The following is a 20,335-nucleotide window of genomic DNA, read 5'->3' as shown; positions in this document are numbered from 1 at the left end:
CATGCGTAAATATACCCAAATACCAAAGTATAATTAAACATAGAGGAATGGGAGTAACATGTCTGATTCCATGCTATAACGAACGGGACCGTATTGCGACTGTATTGGATGTTGTGACCAAGATTGAAGGTATACAGCAGGTAATCTGTGTGGATGACGGATCATCTGACAACACGGCAACCATGGTAAGCCGGCAGTGGCCCACTGTACAGGTCATTCGCCTTAGCCAAAACCGGGGGAAGGCCGCTGCCATACAGTATGGTCTGCAGTTTGTGGAGCACGAGTTGGTGCTGCTAATGGACGCCGACCTGCAGGAGTTGAACGGCGCCGAACTTGAAAAAGCCATTCATGCTTTTCAGCACACCGCAAAAGTTGACATGCTGATCTTGCGGCGAATCAGGTCGCCCTGGTTTGTGCGCTGGTACCGCAGCGACATACTGCTGTCAGGTGAGCGGCTCCTTCGGCGAAGCGATTTAGAAGAGGTGCTGGCCCAGCCTGTGGCCCGTTACCAGCTGGAAGTAGCCATTAATCGCTATATGATCAAACGGCGCAAACGGGTACGCTGGATGCCCTGGTCAGCCATGAACACCTACAAAGTAGACAAGCTCGGCGTGCTGGAGGGATCCAGAAGGGAGTTTAAGATGTATGTCGAGATCGTAGACTATGTGGGGCTTGTGCACATGTTCGTACAGCTGAGCTCCTTTACCCGAAAGTTGAAAAAACAAAAAAGCGCGACTAAAGAGTGGCCGCGCTTTTTGTCAGGTATAAGAATGTCGTAATTACTTGATCTGCAAACGGCGCAACTGCAGGCTGTTCGCTTTTTTGGATGGCCGCACCACCGTTACCAGATCTCGCTCTGAAAGCCAGGCCGTGAAATCCTTTACATAGGCGATGTTCTTATCGTTTGCCACATTCAGACGGGCTGCCGTTGGTGCTTCCGCTTTGCCCGTATTGGTGTCGATGCGGCGCAGGTATAGGTCATACTTACCGTCTAGCTCTTCCAGCGTAAGCAGGTTTAGCGTGTTGCCATTCAGGTGATAACGATAGGATATACCTGTAAAAGCCTCGTCAGACGGTGCTTTCTGGCTCTTCATCAACACAGAGCTCCAGGCAGTGCCCATAAACTGATCGTAAGCAAAGAGGTGAATCTCTTTGGCATAGTAAGGAGAGTTCTCGCCGCCCTCCATGTATTTTTTCTCGGCCAGCACGATCAGCTTTTCTTCCGGCGTCAGAATCAGGTCAGTAAGGTAAATGTCCTCCAAGCGATTGGCTTTTGCTCCACCGCTTTTGTCCAGTTTGTTCACACTGGCCAGGTATTCGGGGGTAAACCTGAATTCCTCCGCAAACACCATGTCTTCGTTTTCAAAGTCAAATTTCACGGCTTTCAGACTATAGTAATCACCTGTTTTCTCGTCGGCCGTGAGCACCACGCCATACAGGTTGCCATTGGGTTGCAGGGCGTACTTGCTGTCCATGATGTAGACCTTTTTGCCATCGAACATGCCGCCTACCAGCACCGACATTCCCTTGGCATCCGGTGACTTGAGGGTATACTGACGCACAGTCAGGCGCTCCATGTTCTCTGAGATCAGGCTGATAAATTGATCGCCTGCATCGTTTACGATCACCTCAGCAGACACAATGCCACGAAGGTCGCTCAAGTTGTATTTTGTATCTTTTAGTTTCTGAATTTTGCCGTCATATAGGCTGCCGCTTATACCTTGCACTACCTGGTTGCCCGTCACATTGAAGCGGTATGCCAGGAGTTTGGTGGCATCCGGCGACAGAGTTATACCTGCTTTGCGGGCATCAGCAGGAGCTTCTAATAGTAAGACCGGTTTGTCTTTCTGACCGTTCCGCAGGTCTACCCGGTGCGCATAAAGTACCTGATTTCCCTGCTCGTTCAGGCGATGCGTTACCACCAGTGCTGCCTCCTCGTTCCTGGCAAAGGCCTCCAGCGTTTCTTCTGCGGCAAGCGGTATAGCCGTTGACCAAGCATTCTTGAGGGTGGCATTGTAACGCTCTATAGCATACTCACCCGGTTTGTTTCGGCTGAGGATCACAAAGCCATCAGCCCCGAGCGGAAGCGTTTTGCTAGTGATGCTTTGGTTGTACTGGTCTTCGTTATTGTCAGGGAGATAGGTGAAAGGTATAGCGGCCTTCTTGCCCTGAGCGGCGGCTGTTGCAGCGGAGAGAAGCGCTATAAACAATAAAAGCGGTAAAGAGCGAAGTGTTTTCAAGGTATAGCTTTTAGATTTTTACTGAGTAAAATGTTCTGTGCCAGGTATAGGCAAGTCGAATATAGGATAAAATTGTTTCTCGTGGAACTGGCGCAAACAAAACCTTTAACGCAAATTGTCAGAAGCAGGTATAGCTTATACCAGTGCCGGAGTTCTCTCTCTGATTCCATCCCGACAACTTTGTATACCTGCGCTATACCTGTCAAAGGCTTCTCAACACAATTTGGAGATAGATTTTAACTGATACGGCTCCAGTTAACTGTATTTACGCTCAGCGATTTGATATGCCGCATGATATTTTGGTTCTGGGACTGCTCCAGTTGAGGATCCTCATTTAGTACGCGCTGCGCGGCCGCCCGTGCCTCTTGCAGAATAGGCGCGTCTTTGGCCAGGTCGGCGATGAGCAGGTCGAGCACACCGCTTTGCTGCGTACCCATCAGGTCGCCAGGCCCGCGCAGCTTCAGGTCGATGTCGGCAATCTCGAAACCGTTGTTGGTGCGTACCATCGTTTCCAGTCGGGTCTTGCTGTCTTTGCTGAGTTTATACCCCGTCATCAGGATGCAATAGCTCTGCTCCGCGCCGCGCCCTACACGGCCCCGCAGCTGGTGCAACTGCGACAGACCAAAGCGCTCCGCACTCTCGATGATCATCACGGAGGCATTGGGCACGTTCACGCCCACCTCAATTACGGTAGTCGCCACCATGATCTGCGTCTCGTTTTTGACAAAGCGCTGCATCTCGTAGTCTTTATCCTGTGCCTTCAGTTTACCGTGCACCATGCTCACCTGGTACTCCGGGAAAGCCCTCCGTACGCTCTCGTAGCCGTCCATTAGGTCCTTGTAGTCCATGCCTTCCGACTCCTCGATGAGCGGGTACACGATGTATACCTGACGACCCAACTTGATCTGGTCGCGCACGAACTGAAACACCTTCAGCCGGTGAGAGTCGAAGCGGTGCACGGTTACGATTTCTTTACGGCCAGCCGGCATCTCGTCGATCACCGACACATCCAGGTCACCGTAGAGCGTCATGGCCAGGGTACGAGGTATAGGGGTGGCCGTCATTACGAGCACATGCGGAATGATGCGCGGGTTCTTGCGCCACAGCCTGGAGCGCTGCTCTACGCCGAAGCGGTGCTGCTCGTCCACAATGCAAAGGCCCAGGTTCTGGAATTGCACCACATCTTCCAGCAGCGCATGCGTGCCCACGATCATCTTCATTTCGCCGGAGCGCAGCTGTTCGTGCAGCACTTTGCGGTCTTTTGACTTGCTGGAGCCGGTGAGTTTGCCAATGTTTATACCTAGCCGGTCAGCAAAGGCTTTGAGACCGGTGTAATGCTGGTCAGCCAAAATCTCCGTAGGCGCCATCAGCACAGACTGTGCTCCGTTGTCGGCAGCAATCAGCATGGTGATGAAGGCCACAATGGTCTTGCCCGAGCCTACATCGCCCTGCAGCAGGCGGTTCATTTGCTTGCCGGCCGTCAGGTCCTTGTGTATTTCCTTGATAACCCGCTTCTGCGCATTGGTCAGGTCGAAGGTCATGTGATTTTTGTAGAACTCCGTGACGGTCGGCACTTGCCTGAATATCTGTCCGGCCAGGTCGGCACGGCGAACCGTTTTCTGACGCAGCAAACGCAGCTGTATGTAAAAGAGCTCTTCGAACTTCAGTCGAAACTTGGCGGCATTGTATTTCTCAACCGACTGCGGAAAGTGGATATTGATGAGTGCATCCCGCTTGCTCATCAGTCGGTAGTGGTCAATCAGTTCCGGCGAAAGCGTTTCGTGTATGTTTGGTTCCGCTACTTTCAGCAACAGCTCCATCATGCGGGCAATCACTTTGCTTTCGACCCGGAAGGCTTTCAGCTTCTCAGTGGTGTGGTATACGGGTTGCAGAAAAGAGGCCGTCTGTTTCTCCTCACCCAGTTCCTCCAGCTCCGGATGCGCCATGCTCCACTTGCCGTTGAACTGCGTCGGTTTGCCAAACACAATGTAGTCGGTGTGGTTTTTCAGTGTCTTCTGCATCCATTTTACCCCTTTGAACCAGACCAGTTCCATTTCGCTGCCATCCTCGTCCACGAGTGTAGCGGCCAGGCGCTGCTTTCGGCCTTCTCCCAACACTTCCTTGCCCCGCACGCGACCACGCACCTGCACATAAGGCATGCTCTCGTCCAGTTCGGCCACCTTATAGAATTGGGTTCGGTCGAGGTACCGGAAGGGGTAGTGTTGGATGAGATCACCGTAGGTATAGATGTTGAGCTCCTTCTGCAGCAGCTCGGCCCGCTGCGGCCCCACGCCTTTCAGAAATTCGATCTTGGTATGGAAGAAGTTGTTCAAGGGTGTACGCTCAGGTTAGGTAAATAAGGTATACCTGACAAAAATAAGCAAAAGCCCCGACAGGTTTAAGTGCTGGCAGGGTTAATGAAGGATATTGGGATGTTATAAATTAATTAGTTAACCGACGGTGAATAATTTCATATATTAACTTAACCAATTGATAGAATCAGAATGGATAAGATTAAAATGTTTAACCGCTATGCCAGAAACTTAAAAATAGTAAGGAGTAAGTTAGAATTTGAGATAAGTGGCAATAGTGAAGACTCAGGTGTTTTTATTTGTCCATTATCACTTAAAGTTTTTACTGAAGATGGCCTTGATTCAAAATATGCGGATCAGCTAACAGTTGAGCATGTTCTTCCAAGATCTCTCGGCGGTCGGGGAATTACTTTGACTAATAAAATATCTAACAGTCAAGCCGGACATACTCTTGATGCTAATCTATTAGCATATTTATTACATCATGATTTTAATTCTGGTAATGGCAGCATACCCGTAAGGTATAAATTTGATGATAAGATTACTATAAATGGCGAAATCAAAAGAGGTAGAAATTTAAGTCTCAACTTTAGGCCAAAGGAAATGCATCAAGGTGCGTTGAGGGTGATAGATTTATTAAAATCTCCAAAAGAGCTTTCAATTAGTTTTAGCTTTGTCAAGCCTAAAGACCCTTCTGTTGCTTTGCTTCGAATAGCCTATTTGCTTGCTTTCAGTACTTTGGGCTATTCATTTTTATTTGGAGCAACTAAATATCTGAACCCAAATAATTGACAAGATTAGGAAACAGATAGATTCACCTGATGAACAAATCTTAACAGAAATGCCTGTTTTAAAATGGCATCTAGCGGATGATTTCTTAGGCGTAAATATCATTTATGAACCGAAAGAAGTAAGGTCGCTACTAGTAGTTTTTGACCTTAAGACAGAGTTCGCTAAACATAGGTTTTGTGTTATTCTACCTGGGCCGGGCGATTTTGGTTTTTCTGCTTTTATTAACTTCAAAGAATTGCTGATTAAGAATAAAACTGTCGATTTTAAAGCTTTTACATTTCCTAAGAAACTAATGTTAGAAAACCCGTTAGACAGCATTGAATATTGGTTTGAATGGGAAAAGTTAAATGGTTTCACTCGTATTGATACATAACATAATAATACAAAAGGCCAAAAAAGCATGGATCGCTTTAATGGCCTTTTATTTTATTGGAATAAAATATCTTATTCCTACTTCTTATCCCTAAACTCCAGTGTGTTTAGCATGTGCACAATATCCTTTTTCACATACTCGATCACAGGAGCCAGCGAGTCGTTTTGGGTGGCGGTTCTGAAGTAGAGAGCTCCCCGGAAAAAATGCGTGGTCGTATCCGTCACATAGAACTGGAACTGGCTTGGGATCTCACCTTCCAGCTCAAATACCGAAGCGATATCTCCCTGTGGAGTCCGAACCTCTGTTTCCTCAATCGAATAAGCCTTTATCTGGTGTTTGCCGGTTAGTTTGCGAGCATCCTCTATCAGGTTGTTCAACATTTTCGGATCGTTGTTGATAGCCTTGTAAGTCAGCTGCACGTTGGCTCCCAGGCTTGGGTAGATGATGTTGATCCAGTGCGGCTGAGCGATCATAGAAGAATCTGGGCGGATCTTGGCATGCTTCGAGTACTCAAAGGTATAAGGGTGCTCGTCCTGCAGTTGCTGGTAGGCGACGGTTGGCAGATCGATGCGATTGTATCCTTTTGGCTTAGGGGTATACTCGGCGTTACAGCTAGCAATGGCCAGGGCCATACCTACCCACAGGGCCATTTGCAGTTTAGCTGACTTTATGATAGTGCTCTTTTTTGCTTGCGACATTAATCTTAACTCGTTTTACACGCTTATTGTCCGCCGACTCCACCGTAAAGTAGTAGCGCCCATACGACACTTCCTCGCCCATGAAAGGAATGCGGCCAAAGAGAGCCAGCATCAGGCCAGCCACTGTTTCATGCTCGCTTTTTACCTCGTTAAAGGCATCAAACGGAATTTCCGTGATCTTGCAAAAGTCGTGCAGTGATGTTTTGCCGTCAAAGATAAAGGTATTTTCGTCGAGTTGTGAGTAAATGATCTCGTCCTCGTCGTCAAACTCATCGTTGATCTCGCCTACAATCTCTTCAATCACATCCTCCATAGTCAGCAGGCCAACCGTCGTGCCATACTCGTTCACCACAATGGCCATGTGCACGTGCTTCTCCCGGAAGTCCTGCAGCAGGTTAGAGATGTGTTTGGTCTCTGGCACAAAAAAGGGCGCTCTGATCAGATTCTGCCATTTAAAGTCAGCTCCTTTATCCAGGTGCGGCAACAGGTCCTTTACATACAGAATACCGTCGATGCTGTCGGTGTTTTCGGTATAAACCGGCACCCGCGAATAGCCCCATTGGATGATCTGCGGGAGAAGTTCCGGCAGTGTGGCGCTCTGCGGAAATGCCACGATATCCATACGCGGGCGCATGATCTGCTTGACCGTAATCGAACCGAAGTTCACGATACCCCGCAATATCTTACGCTCTTCTGGTGAGGTTTCTTCATTGGACATGGCTACATCCAGGCTGTTGTGCAGTTCCTCCAGCGTTTGACTGTAAGAACGGACACGGTAGCGCTTGTCAATATAGGAGCTGATGCCGGTTAGCATCCACGCTAGTGGCTTCAGTACAGGAGCTAAACCGGAAAGCATAGGGGCCATGCGCTGTGCAATGGCGGGTCCGTGCTTGCGAGCATATACCTTGGGCAGCACCTCGCCAAAAAACACGATCAGGAAAGTAACTACCAGTACGCTTATGAGTAGCGTAGAGGCTGTTAAGGATGCAGTACCGGTTACCTGCCACGCAATATAAGCGCAAAGCGTAATGATGCTGACATTGATCGCGTTGTTGATGATCAGAAGTGAGGCCAATAGCTGGCGTGGGGACTGAAGCAGGTGATGCACCAGCTGGAGCTTTTTGTATTTGCTCGTTCTGGCTTTCTCGATCTCCTGGGGAGTGAGAGAGAAAAAAGCTGCCTCCGCCCCCGAAGTGAGGGCAGAGAGCAGCAATAAGATAAAGCAGGCCGAAATGGCTGCGATATATTCAATTTTAAGTAAAGCCGTTGCGCTTTGTAAAAGTTGCAGTAAGCTATAACTTAGGGGGTCTCCGGAATCTAAACTGTCCAAAATCAGATAGTTAGGTTAAACATGGGTTAGAACGGCAGGTCGTCTGGCTCGTCGTTCTGGAAGGCAGATGCATTGCCTTTGCCTGATGCGGCAGAAGTGCCCTGACCTGATGATGATTGCCCCGCGGACTGCGAAGAGGCACCGCCCTGGAAGCTACCTGAGCCACCATTGCCGCCTTCACGCGCGCTCAGCATCGTCATGTTGTCGGCTACGATCTCGGTGCTATAGCGCTGCACGCCTTCTTTGTCCTGGTAGCTGTTGGTGCGGATCTTGCCTTCAATGAAGACTGACTGCCCTTTGCGCAGGTACTTTTCGGCTACTTCAGCCAGACCACGCCACAGCACGATGTTGTGCCACTCGGTGCGTTCCTGCTTTTCGCCGTTTTTGTCTTTGAATGATTCGGAAGTAGCGATCGGGAAACGTGCTACAGCTACGCCGCCTTCGAGGTGGCGAACTTCCGGGTCCTTACCAAGATTTCCGATAAGGATGACTTTGTTTACACTTGCCATGTCTTTTTTTGTTTAATATTAAATTGATTTGGGCTACTCCGACAACCTAGCCGGAGGCAATTATGGCTACTGAACCTCTAGAATGCATTTGCAAACAGAAAAGTTTCAGTTTATAAATTTAGTAAAATCTTCTCATCTTTCAAATAGCTGTCGATAAGAATTGGCTTGGGTAATGCTTCTATTTTTTCAGATGAATAGGGTGCCAGTCGTGCCTCCTGCAAAACTTCCTCTTTTAAACGAAAATCAAGCTGAATCAGATAGAAACGGGCTGTAATTTTCTGATGGCTAAGCACATGCTTATACTCTTTGCGGGGTGGCAGGAGATGCGTTTCACGCACAGGTATACCTGCGCCATTCAGTTCTTTCAATAGCGTGACAGTGTCGAGCACCTTAGAGTCGCTCTCGTGCAGGTAGAAGTCGTACAGCCCTTCCCATATATCACCACCCAGACGCTTGCGCATGTAATACTCCCCCTCGTGCACAAATACGATGTAGTGGAAGAAGCGCGGCCGAGCTGCTTTTGCCTTCGATTTTACCGGCAACTCCTGCACCATACCGTGCATGAAGGCAAAGCAGGACTGTTGGAGCGGGCAAAAAAGGCAGTCGGGCATCACAGGGGTGCATTGTATGGCGCCAAACTCCATAATGGCCTGGTTGAATATGTCTGGCGCGTCGGCAGGTATAAGCTCGTTGGCCAGTTGCTGAAACACCTTGCGCGAGGCTGGAGCGGCAATGTCATCTGACAGACCGAATACCCGGGCCAGTACCCGAAACACATTCCCATCCAGCACGGCTACCTTTTCCCGGAAAGCGAAAGAGGCAATGGCCGCCGCCGTATAGCAGCCCACTCCGCGTAGTTTCAGCAGCTCCTCATACCTATCAGGGAACTCTCCGCCGTACTCCTGCACGATCTGCTGGGCTGTGTGATGCATGTTGCGGGCCCTGGAGTAGTAGCCGAGCCCCTGCCAAAGGCGCAGCACCTCGTCCTGAGGGGCGGTAGCCAGGTGCTGCACGGTAGGATAGGTTTCGGCAAAGCGCTGAAAATAGGGCAATCCCTGGGCCACACGCGTCTGTTGCAGAATCACTTCGGAAAGCCAGATCAGGTATGGATCGGTGGTGTCACGCCAGGGCAGGGCCCTTTTGTGGCGCTGGTACCACTCAATAATTATCTGGGCAAACAAAGGGCTGGGCTTATTTTCCATAGCTGATTTAAGGCAATTGATGTAGGGAATGGAAACAGACAAAGATAAAGCTTTGTTCTGGAAAGGAGTTGAGGTGAATTTGTAAGATAATGGTATGTGCCTAAAATATAAGCACATAGGCCGCGTTAGGGTGTTGACAAGCTGGCACGGGTATTGTAGCAGCGTGTCCGGCGAAGAGGGGCTGAGCCCGACAGGTTTAGGCAGGGCACAATCTGTAATAATTTAATGCTAAAGCTTTTACTTGTCGAAAAGTAGGTATACCTTTGTGCCCCGAAAAATGGAGAACGACAGCGCTGTGGTTCCTCCTGAAAAATAGAAAGTTAACTTATTTCTAATTTATAAAAATCTAAGAAAGTGACTAAAGCAGAAGTAATATCAGAAATTGCTGATAAAACAGGGATTGATAAGGCTGATGTGCAATCTACCATCGAGGCGTTTTTCAAAGTGGTGAAAGACTCAATGGCTGACGGCAACAACATCTACGTGAGAGGTTTTGGAAGCTTTGTAAACAAGAAGCGCGCTAAGAAAGTGGCTCGTAACATTTCGAAGAACACTTCCATCATTATTGATGAGCACTTTATTCCAAGCTTCAAGCCATCGAAGACCTTCATTGCTAAGATTAAGAACAGCAAAAAGATCAAAGAACTGGCTCATTCTTAATTCTTTCGTATATTTGCCGGTTGCTTAAAAGTTTATCATTTAAAACACAGTCACTTAAATAAACAGAAACTCATGTCACGCGCTCAAATACTGATACTGGTTGCGGCTATCGCATTGGCAGCGGCAATGTTTTTTCTGCCTAAGGTGGTTGTAACAAAGGATGATAGCACAGTAGCTGCCGAAACAACCACTGCACTGCCCGAAGGCCATTCTGAAGACGATGGCCATGACCATGGTGCTGCTCCATCCGCTGCGGCAGATGGGGTACACACAATGGCTACGCCCGAGCAAATGATGGAGCTTGCCACCGTGCGAGCACGCTACAACAAAGCATCTGATACCAAAACACGTGGTCTGTTGGCCAATGAATTGGCAGCCGCCTATGCCTCAGCAAGTAAGTTTGACAGTGCCGGTTACTATTACGAGTTGGCCGCCGAAGCCCGTCCGGGTGAAAAGACCTACCGTAAAGCAGGCGACCAGTACTTCGAGGCCTTTACTTACGCGGCAACACAGCAGCGCGCCAGCGAAATGGGCGGCAAGGCCCGTAAAATGTACGAGCAGGTGCTGAAGAATAATCCTTCGGACATGGATGCTAAAACAAACGTAGCCATGACTTACATCGCCAGCGACAACCCCATGCAGGGTATAACGCTGCTGCGAGAAGTAATTTCAACAGATCCGAAAAACCAGAAGGCGCTGTTCAACCTGGGCATCCTGTCAGTTCAGTCAGGGCAGTGGGACAAAGCCGCGGAGCGTTTTGAGGAGCTAGTAGCAGTGAACCCGGAGCACGTAGAAGGTACCTTCTACCTGGCAGTATCACTGGCTGAGACCGGCAAGAAAGAAGAAGCGATCAGGACTTTCAACAAAGTGAAGACGATGAGCAGCGACCCTGCCCTGACAGCCTCTGTTGACGAGTACCTGGCTAAAATGTAATAAAAGAAATAATCATTTAATAAAAATTTCAAGACTATGCCTTGCGGAAAGAAAAGAAAAAGACATAAGATTGCTACTCACAAGAGAAAGAAGCGTCTAAGAAAAAACAGACATAAGAAGAAGTAATTTCTTCTGCGTTTATTGAGGCCCACATTGCTTCTGCAATTGTGGGCTTTGGTCTATACATCCAACTAATCTTTGAGAGAAATTGAGTAACGAGCTTATAATCAATTCTACTCAGGATGGAGAGCGCATCGCCCTATTACAGGACAAGAGACTTGTAGAGTTTCACCACGAGAAGAAAGACACCAACTACATTGTAGGCGACATCTTTCTGGGAACTGTAAAAAAGGTAATGCCAGGCCTAAACGCCGCTTTTATTGACATTGGCTACCACAAGGATGCATTTCTGCATTACCATGACCTGGGAGCCAATGTCAAAACGCTGAACAAGTATGTGAAAGCGGCACAGACACAGAAGAACGCTTCTGCAAAGCTTAACCAGACTAAATTCGAGCCAGAAATTGACAAGCTTGGCAAGATCGCTGATGTTCTCAAAAAGGGGCAGCAACTCTTGGTGCAGATTGTCAAAGAGCCGATTTCCACCAAAGGACCGCGTCTTTCTTGCGAGCTTTCGCTCGCCGGTCGTTACCTGGTGCTCGTGCCGTTTTCCAACACGGTAAGCGTATCCAAAAAGATCGTTAGCAAAGAAGAACGCACGCGGCTCAAACGCCTGATCACGTCGATCAAGCCTGAGAACTTTGGTGTGATTATCCGGACAGTGGCAGAAGGCCGTGAAGTGGCAGAACTCGACAGAGACCTGCGCAACATGGTGGAAAGCTGGGAAGAAGGCTTTAAATCGCTGAAGATAGCCAAACCCAATGACAAGATCATCGGGGAATTGGGACGTTCTTCGTCCATACTGAGAGACTTAATGAACGAGAGCTTTGACAACATAGTAGTGGACGACGAGTCACTCTATGACGAGATCAAAGCATACATCGGTAGCATTGCGCCAGACAAAGTAAAAATTCTGAAGCACTATACCGGTAAGACAAAAACCTTCGAACACTTTAACATTGAGCGGCAACTAAAGGCTGCTTTCGGTAAAACAGTGACTATACCAGGCGGCGGATACCTGGTGATAGAACACACCGAGGCCCTGCACGTAGTCGATGTAAACAGTGGGAACAAATCTAATACCGAAACCGATCAGGAGGCTACCGCGCTGAACGTGAATATGATGGCTGCCAAAGAAGTGGCCCGTCAGCTGCGACTCCGGGATATAGGTGGTATCATTGTAATTGACTTCATCGATATGAAGTCGCCGGAAAACCGCCAGAAAGTATACGAGGTAGTTAAAGAGGAACTGAAGCGGGACCGCTCCAAGTCGACAGTTCTGCCTATCTCGAAGTTCGGCCTGATGCAGATCACGCGTCAGCGTGTAAGGCCAGAGCAGAATATTGTGACCGGCGAGGTATGCCCCACATGCAACGGCACCGGTAAGATAACTGCCAGCATTCTGATTACTGATGAAATAGACGTAGCGGTAGACGACCTGCTCACGCGACACAACCATAAGAGTCTGACATTGTACGTACACCCCTTTCTGTATTCTTATTATACATCAGGGGTGATCTCAAAGCAGATGAAATGGTTCTTCCACTACTTTAAGTGGGTGAAATTTGTAAAAGACACTTCGCTAGGCATTACTGACTTTAAGGTGATGGATGATAAAGGCGAAGAAATAGAGCTGCGCACCGCCCTGACGGAGGTGAACGGGGTGCAGGAACAAGAAAATTTTAATCAGATCTAAAGGCAACAAAAAAGCCGCTCTGTACATTCAGAGCGGCTTTTTTGATTTAAAGGCCAGCGTAGCAGCTGTGCCTTAGAACTTAATGCCCACATCAATAGACACGCCGTTGTTCTTGATGGCTAGATTCTTGTCATTCAACTGCTTTTTGTAATAATTGTCGATATTGCTCAATCCACGCAGGTAAGTAATGCCTCCGAACAGTTTTGTGCTTTGGCCAAGTTGCATTTCTGCACCGGTGCCTAGTACGGCACTAGTCTCAAATACATTAAAACGTTTGGCCGTCTTTTCACCATTGATCACTTTTTTCTGATCTACCTGTCCGGAAACTTTGGTGCCAAGTGCACCGCCTACCTGAAAGTATAACACTATGTCTGGAGCTACTTCGTTCGTGAAAAGCTTGAGCGTGAGCGGTATTTCAAGATACTGAACAGTTAATTCATCAGTTTCTTTAGCAGGTGTTACTACTCCATCTCCACTTTCAACCATATAGGTATAGCTAATCTTGGAACCTTTGCTGCGGTACATCAGCCCTGAGCTAAACGCGTAGTTGTTAGAAAAGAAATAGTCACCTACCACGCCTACACCTAAGCGCAGAGCGCTGTTAGACTGCTCAAAATTGTGCCGATCCTCAGCTATGAAGCGGTTACCTGAAATAGTAGGAGAAAACTGAATGCCGATTTCCATTTGGGCCATGGCAGTAGAAGTAAAGCCCAAAAAGAGCAGCAGGAATGCTAGTTTTTTGAATTGCATATTAATTTGTCGCGTTTATTTCTTCTAATACGGGATAACCCTGTATTTTTGTATTAAATATTCGGCAATGTATCACAGATTATTATTACTCGCAACCATCCTATTGCTTTTTAGCTGTAAGAAGAAGACCGGCTGCGATATACCTGAAGAAATTGAACGCATACCAGTATCGGTAGAGATAGAGCGACTCGAGAAGCCTTTTTTTGCGGCAGACTCCAAGCAGGATATCGCCTCTTTCCTGGACAGCAACCCTGTTTTCGCACAACGGTTCCTGCAGCGTAAAAATTACCCTTCTGACTCAGCCATCGTCAATGCGCTTTATAACCTGGCTACTAACCCGGAGTTGCAAAAGCTGGCACAGGAGGCGGACACAACCTTCGGTGACATGGCCACGGAAAAGCAGCAGCTCGAAACCGCCTTTAAGCATATCAAATATTACTATCCTGAATTCAAAGAGCCGCAGGTAAAAACGTATGTGTCTGGCCTTAACCAGGATCTTTTTGTGTCAGACAGTCTACTGGTTTTCGGCATTGACTTCTTCATCGGCAAAGACGCCAGCTACCGCCCGGATACCTACGATTATATTCTAAAGCGTTATGAGCGCCCGAACATGGTGCCGGCTGCCATGCTACTGCTGTCTAACCGTTACAATAAAACCAAGTTCCTGGAACGTAGTCTCCTTGCCGAGATGGTAAATACTGGTAAGGCCTACTATTTTGTGAAGTCCATCATGCCCTGTGCACCAGACTCTACCATCATCGGATATAGCGGGCAGCAGCTGGCTGATGTGCGTCATAACGAAGGCCGTATCTGGGCACACTTTGTTGAGCAAAAGCTGCTTTATGAGAAGAGCCCGTTCGTAGTGAACAAATACATTGGCGAGCGGCCGAACACGCCAGAAATTGATGCCACATCCCCTGGTCGCCTTGGTACTTGGGTGGGTTGGCAGATCGTGCGCAGGTATATGGAGCGTAATCCGAAGGTAACGTTGCAGGAACTGATGGCCGATGACGATCATCAGAAAATATTTAACGAATCAAAATACAAGCCTGAGAAGCGGTAGTTCCATACTTCGCCTCTATACCTGCGCGCATGCACATAGCTATTTTCAACCAGCACCATCACAATCCGGACTGTCCTGCTACCTGCAGGCACTATACCTTTCTGGAGTACCTGGCCAAACGGCATAAAGTGAGCCTGATAACAAGTAGTGCCTGGAAGCAGCTTCGCATTACGGACAGGTATAAGTGGGCGCCGGAGGGGGTGGAGGTGTACGAGCAGGAGGTACCTTACAGCAACAAGATGGGCGTGCGCAGACGCCTGGTATCTTATGGAGGTTTTGCTGCTTACAGTCTTGCAAAAGGTCTCTCTATACCTAAGCCGGATGTGGTTTGGGGCGTATCTACGCCGCTTACAACGCCTTGGATGGCGGCCCGTGTCGCAAAGATGCGAGGTGTTCCGTGGGTGTTTGAAGTACAGGATTTGTGGCCCAGCTTCCCCATTGAGATGGGCGCCGTAAAACGAGAGTGGTTGAAACGCCGCTTGTTCAGACTGGAAAAGAGCCTTTATCAGAGTGCCAGCCACATCATCACGCTCTCACCAGACATGGAAGACTATGTAGTCGGTTTAGGTATAGCGCGTGAAAAAGTAACCACCATTCTCAACGGCACAGACCTTGACATGGCCGATGCAGCCACTCCTGAGAAGGTAGCAGCGCTGCGCCGGCAATACCAGTTAGAGGGCAAGCAAGTGGTCCTGTATGCAGGTACCTTCGGTCGCGCCAACGATATTCCCACCATCATGCAGGCGGCTGAGGCGATGGCCAATGAGCAGGATATTGTGTTTGTATTGGCTGGAGGAGGTTATTATGATGATGAGCTTCGGAAGCTGTCGTTGCGCCTGCCTAACCTGGTGCTAATGCCACCGCAGCCACGACCAGATGTGTTTACGCTTTTCAAGCTGGCAGACCTGGCGCTCATTACCTTCAACGATCTGCCTGTGCTAGCCTCAAATTCACCGGCCAAGCTTTATGATAGTCTGGCATGTGGTGTGCCCGTACTGGTGACTAACCCAGGGTGGACAAAGACATTTGTGGAGCAGCACGACTGCGGTTGGTATTGCCCGGCTGGTCAGCACAAGTTGCTGGCCCAGACTATAAAAGAAATTCTATCAGATGATGATAAGCGGCAACAGGCCGGGCAAAGGGGGCAGTCCATTGCCCGGCAGCTGTTCGATCGCCAGCAACTTGCCGCTCAGGTAGAGCAGATCTTGTTGCAGGTAGCAGGCAAGGTATAGCTCTTAGTCTTTGATACTCGCCGAAAGGTGCTTGAAGTCCTCTTTTAACTGTGGAGCGTTTGAGGCAAGTGTCCAGCAGATAACTTTGTAAAAGTGTGTTTTTGTCTCGACAGCTGTGATCAGCATAAAAAATTCGCCATCTTCATCTATCCATTTCAGTTCGTTTTGCGCAATCTGATTTCCGTTCGATTCGAAGGCTTTTGTCTTGCTCAGCTTGCGTCTTTTCTCCTCCTTCTTGTAGTCCGCGGCAAAATTGTCCAGGAATTCAACCGCATTCTCAAATCTCATACCTCTTACTTCAAGCTCATCTTTAGAATCCTCGATCACGATAGCATAGGCCTCTTTGTTTTTGTTAAAGTACTGCGAGCTCGCGACATCATTCAGTTCATAGGTTTTGACCATGTAACTCGGTATTTCCATAGAATACGAATGACCTCCTTTGCGCTCAGTGAATTGAGTCTGAGCCTGTACGGCCGAAAGGCTGCCTAAAAGCAGCAGGAAGGATAGAACTAATTTGAAGGGGTAGAAGTTTGCATAAGCTTAAAGTGTATAATTATGAATAGTTAAATATAGGGATAAGCATTTATTTTAGTCCAATAATTTTTCTGATCTAAGGGTATTACGATAGGTATGGCGTTAGCTCAGGTATAGCCTGGTGTTAAGAGTTACTGATGGTGAGTATGTTTATGGCACAGCCTTTGATTAAGTAGGTATAGCGGAGCACATACATTAAGCATGAGCTTTGCTACTGATCAAACCAACCATAAGAATAGAAGGAGAGAAAGATGAAGAAGCTAATTGCAGTCCTTTCGCTAGGTATGTTAGTTGCAGGCAGCAGCGTATACGCCCAGACTACTACTAAGCCCCAAGACCAAAAGCCGCGCAACGAAATGCGGGGAGCCATGAAAAACCGAGTGCAAAAAAGCCCTGAGGCAATAGCTCAGATGAAAACGGATAGATTGGCACAGAAACTAGAGCTGAGTGCGGCACAAAAGAACCAACTTCAGGAACTGAATATGCGTCAGGCGCAGGAAATGAAAGCCATGCGCGAAAGCCACAAAGCGACTGGAGAAAAAACACCGGAGTTGCGAGCACAGATGCAGGAGGCTAGAAAAGCGAACCACGAGAAGTGGCAAACTGAGCTAAAGAGCATTTTGTCTGCAGAGCAGTATGCAAAGTACGAAGCTAACCGTGAGGAGATGAAGCAGAAGCGTGCAGATCGCAAGAAAGGCTTGAAATCAGGTGAACACAAGCAATCCGGAGAACGCCAAAAAAGAGGCGAGTACAAAAAGCAAGAGCAGGGAAAGTAATCCCTTTTCTAAGAAACCCATAGTTGAAGCGGGGGCAGGCCACTTAGTGTCTGCCTCCGCTTTTTTTATTAGGCTATACCTCCGACCTTGTTTTCCGGGTCGTCAGGTATGTTGGGGTAGTATTTCTGAAAGAAAGCGCAGAAATGCGTGAGTGGACATTCCTCACATTTTGGCCTTCGGGCGAGGCAAATGTAGCGCCCGTGCAGAATAAGCCAGTGATGTGCTTTGGCGATCAGCTCCTGCGGCAGGTTGGCTACCAGCTCTTTTTCTACCTCCAGCGGTGTCTTTGCTTTTTTATCAACCAGCCCCAGTCGCTTGCTTACCCGAAATACATGGGTATCCACGGCCATGGCCGGTTGGTTCCAAATTACCGACACGATCACGTTGGCTGTCTTGCGGCCTACACCCGGCAGTTTCACCAGTTCCTCTACTGTGCTGGGCACTTCTGCGTGAAACTGCTCCACCAACATTCTGCCCAGGCCAGCCAGGTGTTTGGCCTTGTTGTTCGGGTATGATATGCTTCTAATAATCGGGAAGATCTCTTCTGGATTGGCCGCAGCCAGGTGCTCAGGGGTAGGGAATGCTTCGAACAGGGCAGGCGTTACCATGTTCACACGCTTATCGGTACACTGGGCGCTGAGTACGACAGCCAGTATCAGTTCGTAGGGATTGGAGTAGGCCAGCTCGGTCTCCGGGTCCGGAAAGTTCTGGGTAAAGTGCTCGATCAGCAGCTTGTAGCGTTCTCGTTTGCGCATAAAAAAAGTTTGCAGTCGGTTAAGACTGCAAACTTAAGCTTTTTGAGTAATTTAAAATGTTGTCGATAGACCGCTTGCTAGGGCTTTTGGCCGCACCGTTTAGCAGTCGCTGGATGAGCATGAGATCAGAGCAGCTTTCGGCTAACTCGTTGTCGTGCATCAATGCTGTTTCCAGTTGCTCGCGGGCAGGGTCTGCCAACTCGTTGTATACATACTGGATCAGCTCATTCTGAGTAGAGGTTTTTATCATAAGCAATGGTGCTGTTTAGCATCTTTTTTCTTAGGTTGATCAATGCGTAGCGCATACGACCTAAAGCTGTGTTGATGCTCACACCGGTTGCTTCAGCTATCTCCTGGAAGCTCATGTCAGCGTAGTGACGCATCATGAGTACTTCCCGCTGCGCTTGTGGCAGCGTCTGGATCAGCTCGCGTAGTCGGGCATGGGTGTCCTCCTTTATTTGCTGCGACTCAGCAGAGTCTTCTGCAAAAGACAAGGCATTGAACACATTACTACCGTCCTCCAGGGTGATCATCGGGCTTCTTTTCTCTTTACGGAAAAAGTCGATTGCCAGGTTATGGGCAATGCGGCATATCCATGAAGAGAACTTACCTTCCTCGTTATACCTGCCGCCTTTCATGGTATGGATCGCCTTTATAAAAGCATCCTGCATGAGGTCCTCAGCGGTATACGTGTCTTTAACAATCAGTAAGATCGTAGTGAATACTTTGTTCTTGTGTCTGTTTACTAGCTGTTCAAACGCATTTTCGTTACCTGCGATGTAGAGCGAGACCAAAGCAGAGTCGCTCAGCTGGGTAGTTGTATTCATCGTAAAGCTACATTAGTTTAACGTAGAGCTTTATATCATATTGTTGCGTTAAGCTGTTAGAACAAATAAATTTTGAAGTGCAGAATCAAATATAGAGAAAGCATTCTGACTGTGCAAACCTAGCCGGGTGTCCTTAATAAAAAATATTAAAGATGCTATATGCCAGTTAAGAATTACTGTTCCCTAATATACGGCAAGATAATGTAAACGTATATGCTTTTAGTTAAATTTATTTTTCAGCATATAGCATTTTAGTATATAGTATTGAAAAGTAGTGAGTTAATGCAATGCAGATGGGAGCAAACAAGGCATTTATTAAAGCAAAACGGCAGTTTCACCGGGTGCTATCCCTGATAAAACTGCCGCTCCAATTTTTTGTAAATCCCTCTAAAAGCTCACTTCTTTACCTATAATGCCTAGTAGGCCCATTTTCATTTGAAATACCTGCGCAATGCTGGTTGCCTTCTGTTTCAATTCCTTTGTCTTATCACCCTCAAACAGCTCATCTGCAGTTTCATTAAACAGCATCACCCAGCGAGCGAAATGCTGTCTGTCTATGGGCAGGCGCATATGCTTGGGGAAGGGCTGCCCTTTGTAAGCCATGGTGCCAAACAGCACTGAGCTCCAGAAACTGTACATGATGGGGAGGTGGTGTTCCCAGTTCACGTTCGCAAAGCCATTGAAAATAGGTCCCAACAGGTCGTCTTCGTTTACTTTGGCGTAAAACGAGTCAACCAGCAGTTTTATATCCTGTTCGTCTTTAATATCTTCCTTCATTTGCTGCAAATCGAAACCTTATAGGTTTACAAAATTACCAGCACTGAAGCACGGGAAAAATGACATTGGTCACTATAGTTATTTATAATGCATAAAAAATCCTTCGTAAGAGCGACTGGTCTGTACGAAGGATGGGTTTTATAATGTTAGCAATGCTGACTACTCGCGGTTGTATCGCTTCAGTCGGTTCAGGATCAGAAGCAGACGGCGGTTTATCTCGCGCTCCTCTACAGGCTTGCACTGTGCGGTGATGTCGGCAGGGCGTTTCAGCTTGGCCTCCACGGCTTTGAGGTGCTCCAGATAGCACTCAATGGTGGTGCAGGATATATTCTGAAACTGCAGGCTATTTCCGTCAGCTACTTTGCTGTTCAGGTTAATGGCCTTTGCTATTTCGGTGTTAATCAGTTGATTAACATCAGAGCTAGAAGTGATTTCCTGCTGGTACACCTTCTTCTCGATGTTCTCCAATAATTTGCGGATGTCCAGTTGTTCCATGATGTTGATATTTTTAAATATTAATAATCGATAAAGTCGGCAGTTCCTTTGCCCAGGATACGGTCCTGAGTTGGCTGCGTTAACCCATAAAAGGATTGTTAATAAAAGAATAATATGGCGTTGTTAGCACCGGAAGCATGCGTGGGCACAGGTCGGATAGGGCTGGCATGCAGGAGGCGGCTGCTAATTGAGGGGGTGGCCGCTCCTTAAAAAATTATACTTCTATATAGGAGTGAGTGTTACAGTTTTAGACCTAAAATT

22 protein-coding genes are annotated in these 20,335 nt (G+C 47.9%); 9 read left to right on the top strand and 13 right to left on the bottom strand.

Translation table 11 applies throughout. The features are described from left to right. Positions 1-47: 47 nt before the first annotated feature. On the top strand, positions 48-779 hold the full coding sequence (locus C8E01_RS15880; RefSeq protein WP_116544443.1) for a glycosyltransferase family 2 protein: 732 nt from the start codon (positions 48-50) through the stop codon (positions 777-779). Here the strand turns inward: C8E01_RS15880 and C8E01_RS15875 are convergent, their stop codons facing one another. Next, entirely contained in the window at positions 780-2,240 is a 1,461-nt protein-coding gene (locus tag C8E01_RS15875; RefSeq protein WP_133242781.1) for a hypothetical protein, read from the bottom strand. It lies immediately after the preceding gene. Between the two features lie 236 nt (positions 2,241-2,476). Beyond that, complete coding sequence (gene recG, locus C8E01_RS15870) at positions 2,477-4,573, bottom strand: ATP-dependent DNA helicase RecG (RefSeq protein ID WP_116544441.1); 2,097 nt, start codon at positions 4,571-4,573, stop codon at positions 2,477-2,479. 171 nt (positions 4,574-4,744) lie between these two features. On the opposite strand from recG, the gene C8E01_RS15865 reads away from it, so the two are divergent. Both C8E01_RS15865 and C8E01_RS15860 read left to right on the top strand, forming a co-directional pair. Further along, positions 4,745-5,344: a hypothetical protein gene (locus C8E01_RS15865; protein ID WP_116544440.1), complete on the top strand. Its 600-nt coding sequence runs from the start codon at positions 4,745-4,747 to the stop codon at positions 5,342-5,344. 49 nt (positions 5,345-5,393) lie between these two features. After that, the gene (locus tag C8E01_RS15860) at positions 5,394-5,717 is read left to right on the top strand and encodes a hypothetical protein (RefSeq protein WP_116544439.1); all 324 of its coding nucleotides are present in this window, start codon (positions 5,394-5,396) and stop codon (positions 5,715-5,717) included. Between the two features lie 77 nt (positions 5,718-5,794). Here C8E01_RS15860 and gldD read toward each other — a convergent pair whose 3' ends face one another. The 4 genes from gldD to mutY all read right to left on the bottom strand — a co-directional run bounded on the left by gldD (position 5,795) and on the right by mutY (position 9,456). Continuing rightward, on the bottom strand, positions 5,795-6,367 hold the full coding sequence (gldD, locus tag C8E01_RS15855; protein WP_449421191.1) for a gliding motility lipoprotein GldD: 573 nt from the start codon (positions 6,365-6,367) through the stop codon (positions 5,795-5,797). A gap of 7 nt (positions 6,368-6,374) precedes the next feature. Then, a complete protein-coding gene (gene gldE, locus C8E01_RS15850) occupies positions 6,375-7,628 on the bottom strand; it encodes a gliding motility-associated protein GldE (RefSeq protein WP_116544438.1) in 1,254 nt (417 codons plus the stop codon). A gap of 143 nt (positions 7,629-7,771) precedes the next feature. After that, positions 7,772-8,254, bottom strand: a complete 483-nt coding sequence (locus tag C8E01_RS15845) for a single-stranded DNA-binding protein (protein ID WP_116544437.1) — start codon at positions 8,252-8,254, stop codon at positions 7,772-7,774. Between the two features lie 110 nt (positions 8,255-8,364). Continuing rightward, entirely contained in the window at positions 8,365-9,456 is a 1,092-nt protein-coding gene (mutY, locus tag C8E01_RS15840; RefSeq protein WP_116544436.1) for an A/G-specific adenine glycosylase, read from the bottom strand. 354 nt (positions 9,457-9,810) lie between these two features. Between mutY and C8E01_RS15835 the strand changes: the two genes are divergently transcribed. The 3 genes from C8E01_RS15835 to C8E01_RS15825 all read left to right on the top strand — a co-directional run bounded on the left by C8E01_RS15835 (position 9,811) and on the right by C8E01_RS15825 (position 12,865). Further along, complete coding sequence (locus C8E01_RS15835) at positions 9,811-10,116, top strand: HU family DNA-binding protein (RefSeq protein WP_007655567.1); 306 nt, start codon at positions 9,811-9,813, stop codon at positions 10,114-10,116. 72 nt (positions 10,117-10,188) lie between these two features. After that, on the top strand, positions 10,189-11,049 hold the full coding sequence (locus tag C8E01_RS15830) for a tetratricopeptide repeat protein (RefSeq protein WP_116544435.1): 861 nt from the start codon (positions 10,189-10,191) through the stop codon (positions 11,047-11,049). Between the two features lie 208 nt (positions 11,050-11,257). Next, complete coding sequence (locus C8E01_RS15825) at positions 11,258-12,865, top strand: Rne/Rng family ribonuclease (protein ID WP_116544434.1); 1,608 nt, start codon at positions 11,258-11,260, stop codon at positions 12,863-12,865. A gap of 72 nt (positions 12,866-12,937) precedes the next feature. On the opposite strand, the gene C8E01_RS15820 is transcribed toward C8E01_RS15825, so the two are convergent. Then, positions 12,938-13,615, bottom strand: a complete 678-nt coding sequence (locus tag C8E01_RS15820) for a porin family protein (RefSeq protein ID WP_116544433.1) — start codon at positions 13,613-13,615, stop codon at positions 12,938-12,940. A gap of 67 nt (positions 13,616-13,682) precedes the next feature. Between C8E01_RS15820 and gldB the strand changes: the two genes are divergently transcribed. Then, the gene (gene gldB, locus C8E01_RS15815; RefSeq protein WP_243409624.1) at positions 13,683-14,678 is read left to right on the top strand and encodes a gliding motility lipoprotein GldB; all 996 of its coding nucleotides are present in this window, start codon (positions 13,683-13,685) and stop codon (positions 14,676-14,678) included. A 29-nt stretch (positions 14,679-14,707) separates the two neighbouring features. After that, on the top strand, positions 14,708-15,910 hold the full coding sequence (locus C8E01_RS15810) for a glycosyltransferase family 4 protein (RefSeq protein WP_116544431.1): 1,203 nt from the start codon (positions 14,708-14,710) through the stop codon (positions 15,908-15,910). A gap of 3 nt (positions 15,911-15,913) precedes the next feature. Here C8E01_RS15810 and C8E01_RS15805 read toward each other — a convergent pair whose 3' ends face one another. Beyond that, entirely contained in the window at positions 15,914-16,312 is a 399-nt protein-coding gene (locus C8E01_RS15805) for a hypothetical protein (protein ID WP_243409622.1), read from the bottom strand. Positions 16,313-16,695: 383 nt separating this feature from the next. Here C8E01_RS15805 and C8E01_RS15800 point away from each other — a divergent pair, with 383 nt between their 5' ends. After that, a complete protein-coding gene (locus tag C8E01_RS15800; RefSeq protein WP_116544429.1) occupies positions 16,696-17,220 on the top strand; it encodes a DUF4890 domain-containing protein in 525 nt (174 codons plus the stop codon). 68 nt (positions 17,221-17,288) lie between these two features. Here C8E01_RS15800 and nth read toward each other — a convergent pair whose 3' ends face one another. The 5 genes from nth to C8E01_RS15775 all read right to left on the bottom strand — a co-directional run bounded on the left by nth (position 17,289) and on the right by C8E01_RS15775 (position 20,074). Next, positions 17,289-17,975: an endonuclease III gene (nth, locus tag C8E01_RS15795; protein ID WP_116544428.1), complete on the bottom strand. Its 687-nt coding sequence runs from the start codon at positions 17,973-17,975 to the stop codon at positions 17,289-17,291. A 19-nt stretch (positions 17,976-17,994) separates the two neighbouring features. After that, positions 17,995-18,225, bottom strand: coding sequence for a hypothetical protein (locus C8E01_RS15790; RefSeq protein WP_116544427.1), 231 nt, complete (start codon positions 18,223-18,225; stop codon positions 17,995-17,997). Beyond that, on the bottom strand, positions 18,200-18,802 hold the full coding sequence (locus tag C8E01_RS15785) for an RNA polymerase sigma factor (protein WP_007655595.1): 603 nt from the start codon (positions 18,800-18,802) through the stop codon (positions 18,200-18,202). Before C8E01_RS15785 ends, C8E01_RS15790 begins: the two co-directional genes overlap by 26 nt. A gap of 387 nt (positions 18,803-19,189) precedes the next feature. After that, complete coding sequence (locus tag C8E01_RS15780) at positions 19,190-19,579, bottom strand: group III truncated hemoglobin (RefSeq protein ID WP_116544426.1); 390 nt, start codon at positions 19,577-19,579, stop codon at positions 19,190-19,192. Between the two features lie 159 nt (positions 19,580-19,738). After that, complete coding sequence (locus C8E01_RS15775) at positions 19,739-20,074, bottom strand: hypothetical protein (RefSeq protein ID WP_116544425.1); 336 nt, start codon at positions 20,072-20,074, stop codon at positions 19,739-19,741. Positions 20,075-20,335: the final 261 nt, after the last annotated feature.

This window comes from Pontibacter virosus (assembly GCF_003096355.1).
Lineage (GTDB): Bacteria > Bacteroidota > Bacteroidia > Cytophagales > Hymenobacteraceae > Pontibacter > Pontibacter virosus.
Note: the sequence above shows the minus strand (reverse complement) of the source record. Positions and strands in the feature narration are given on the sequence as shown.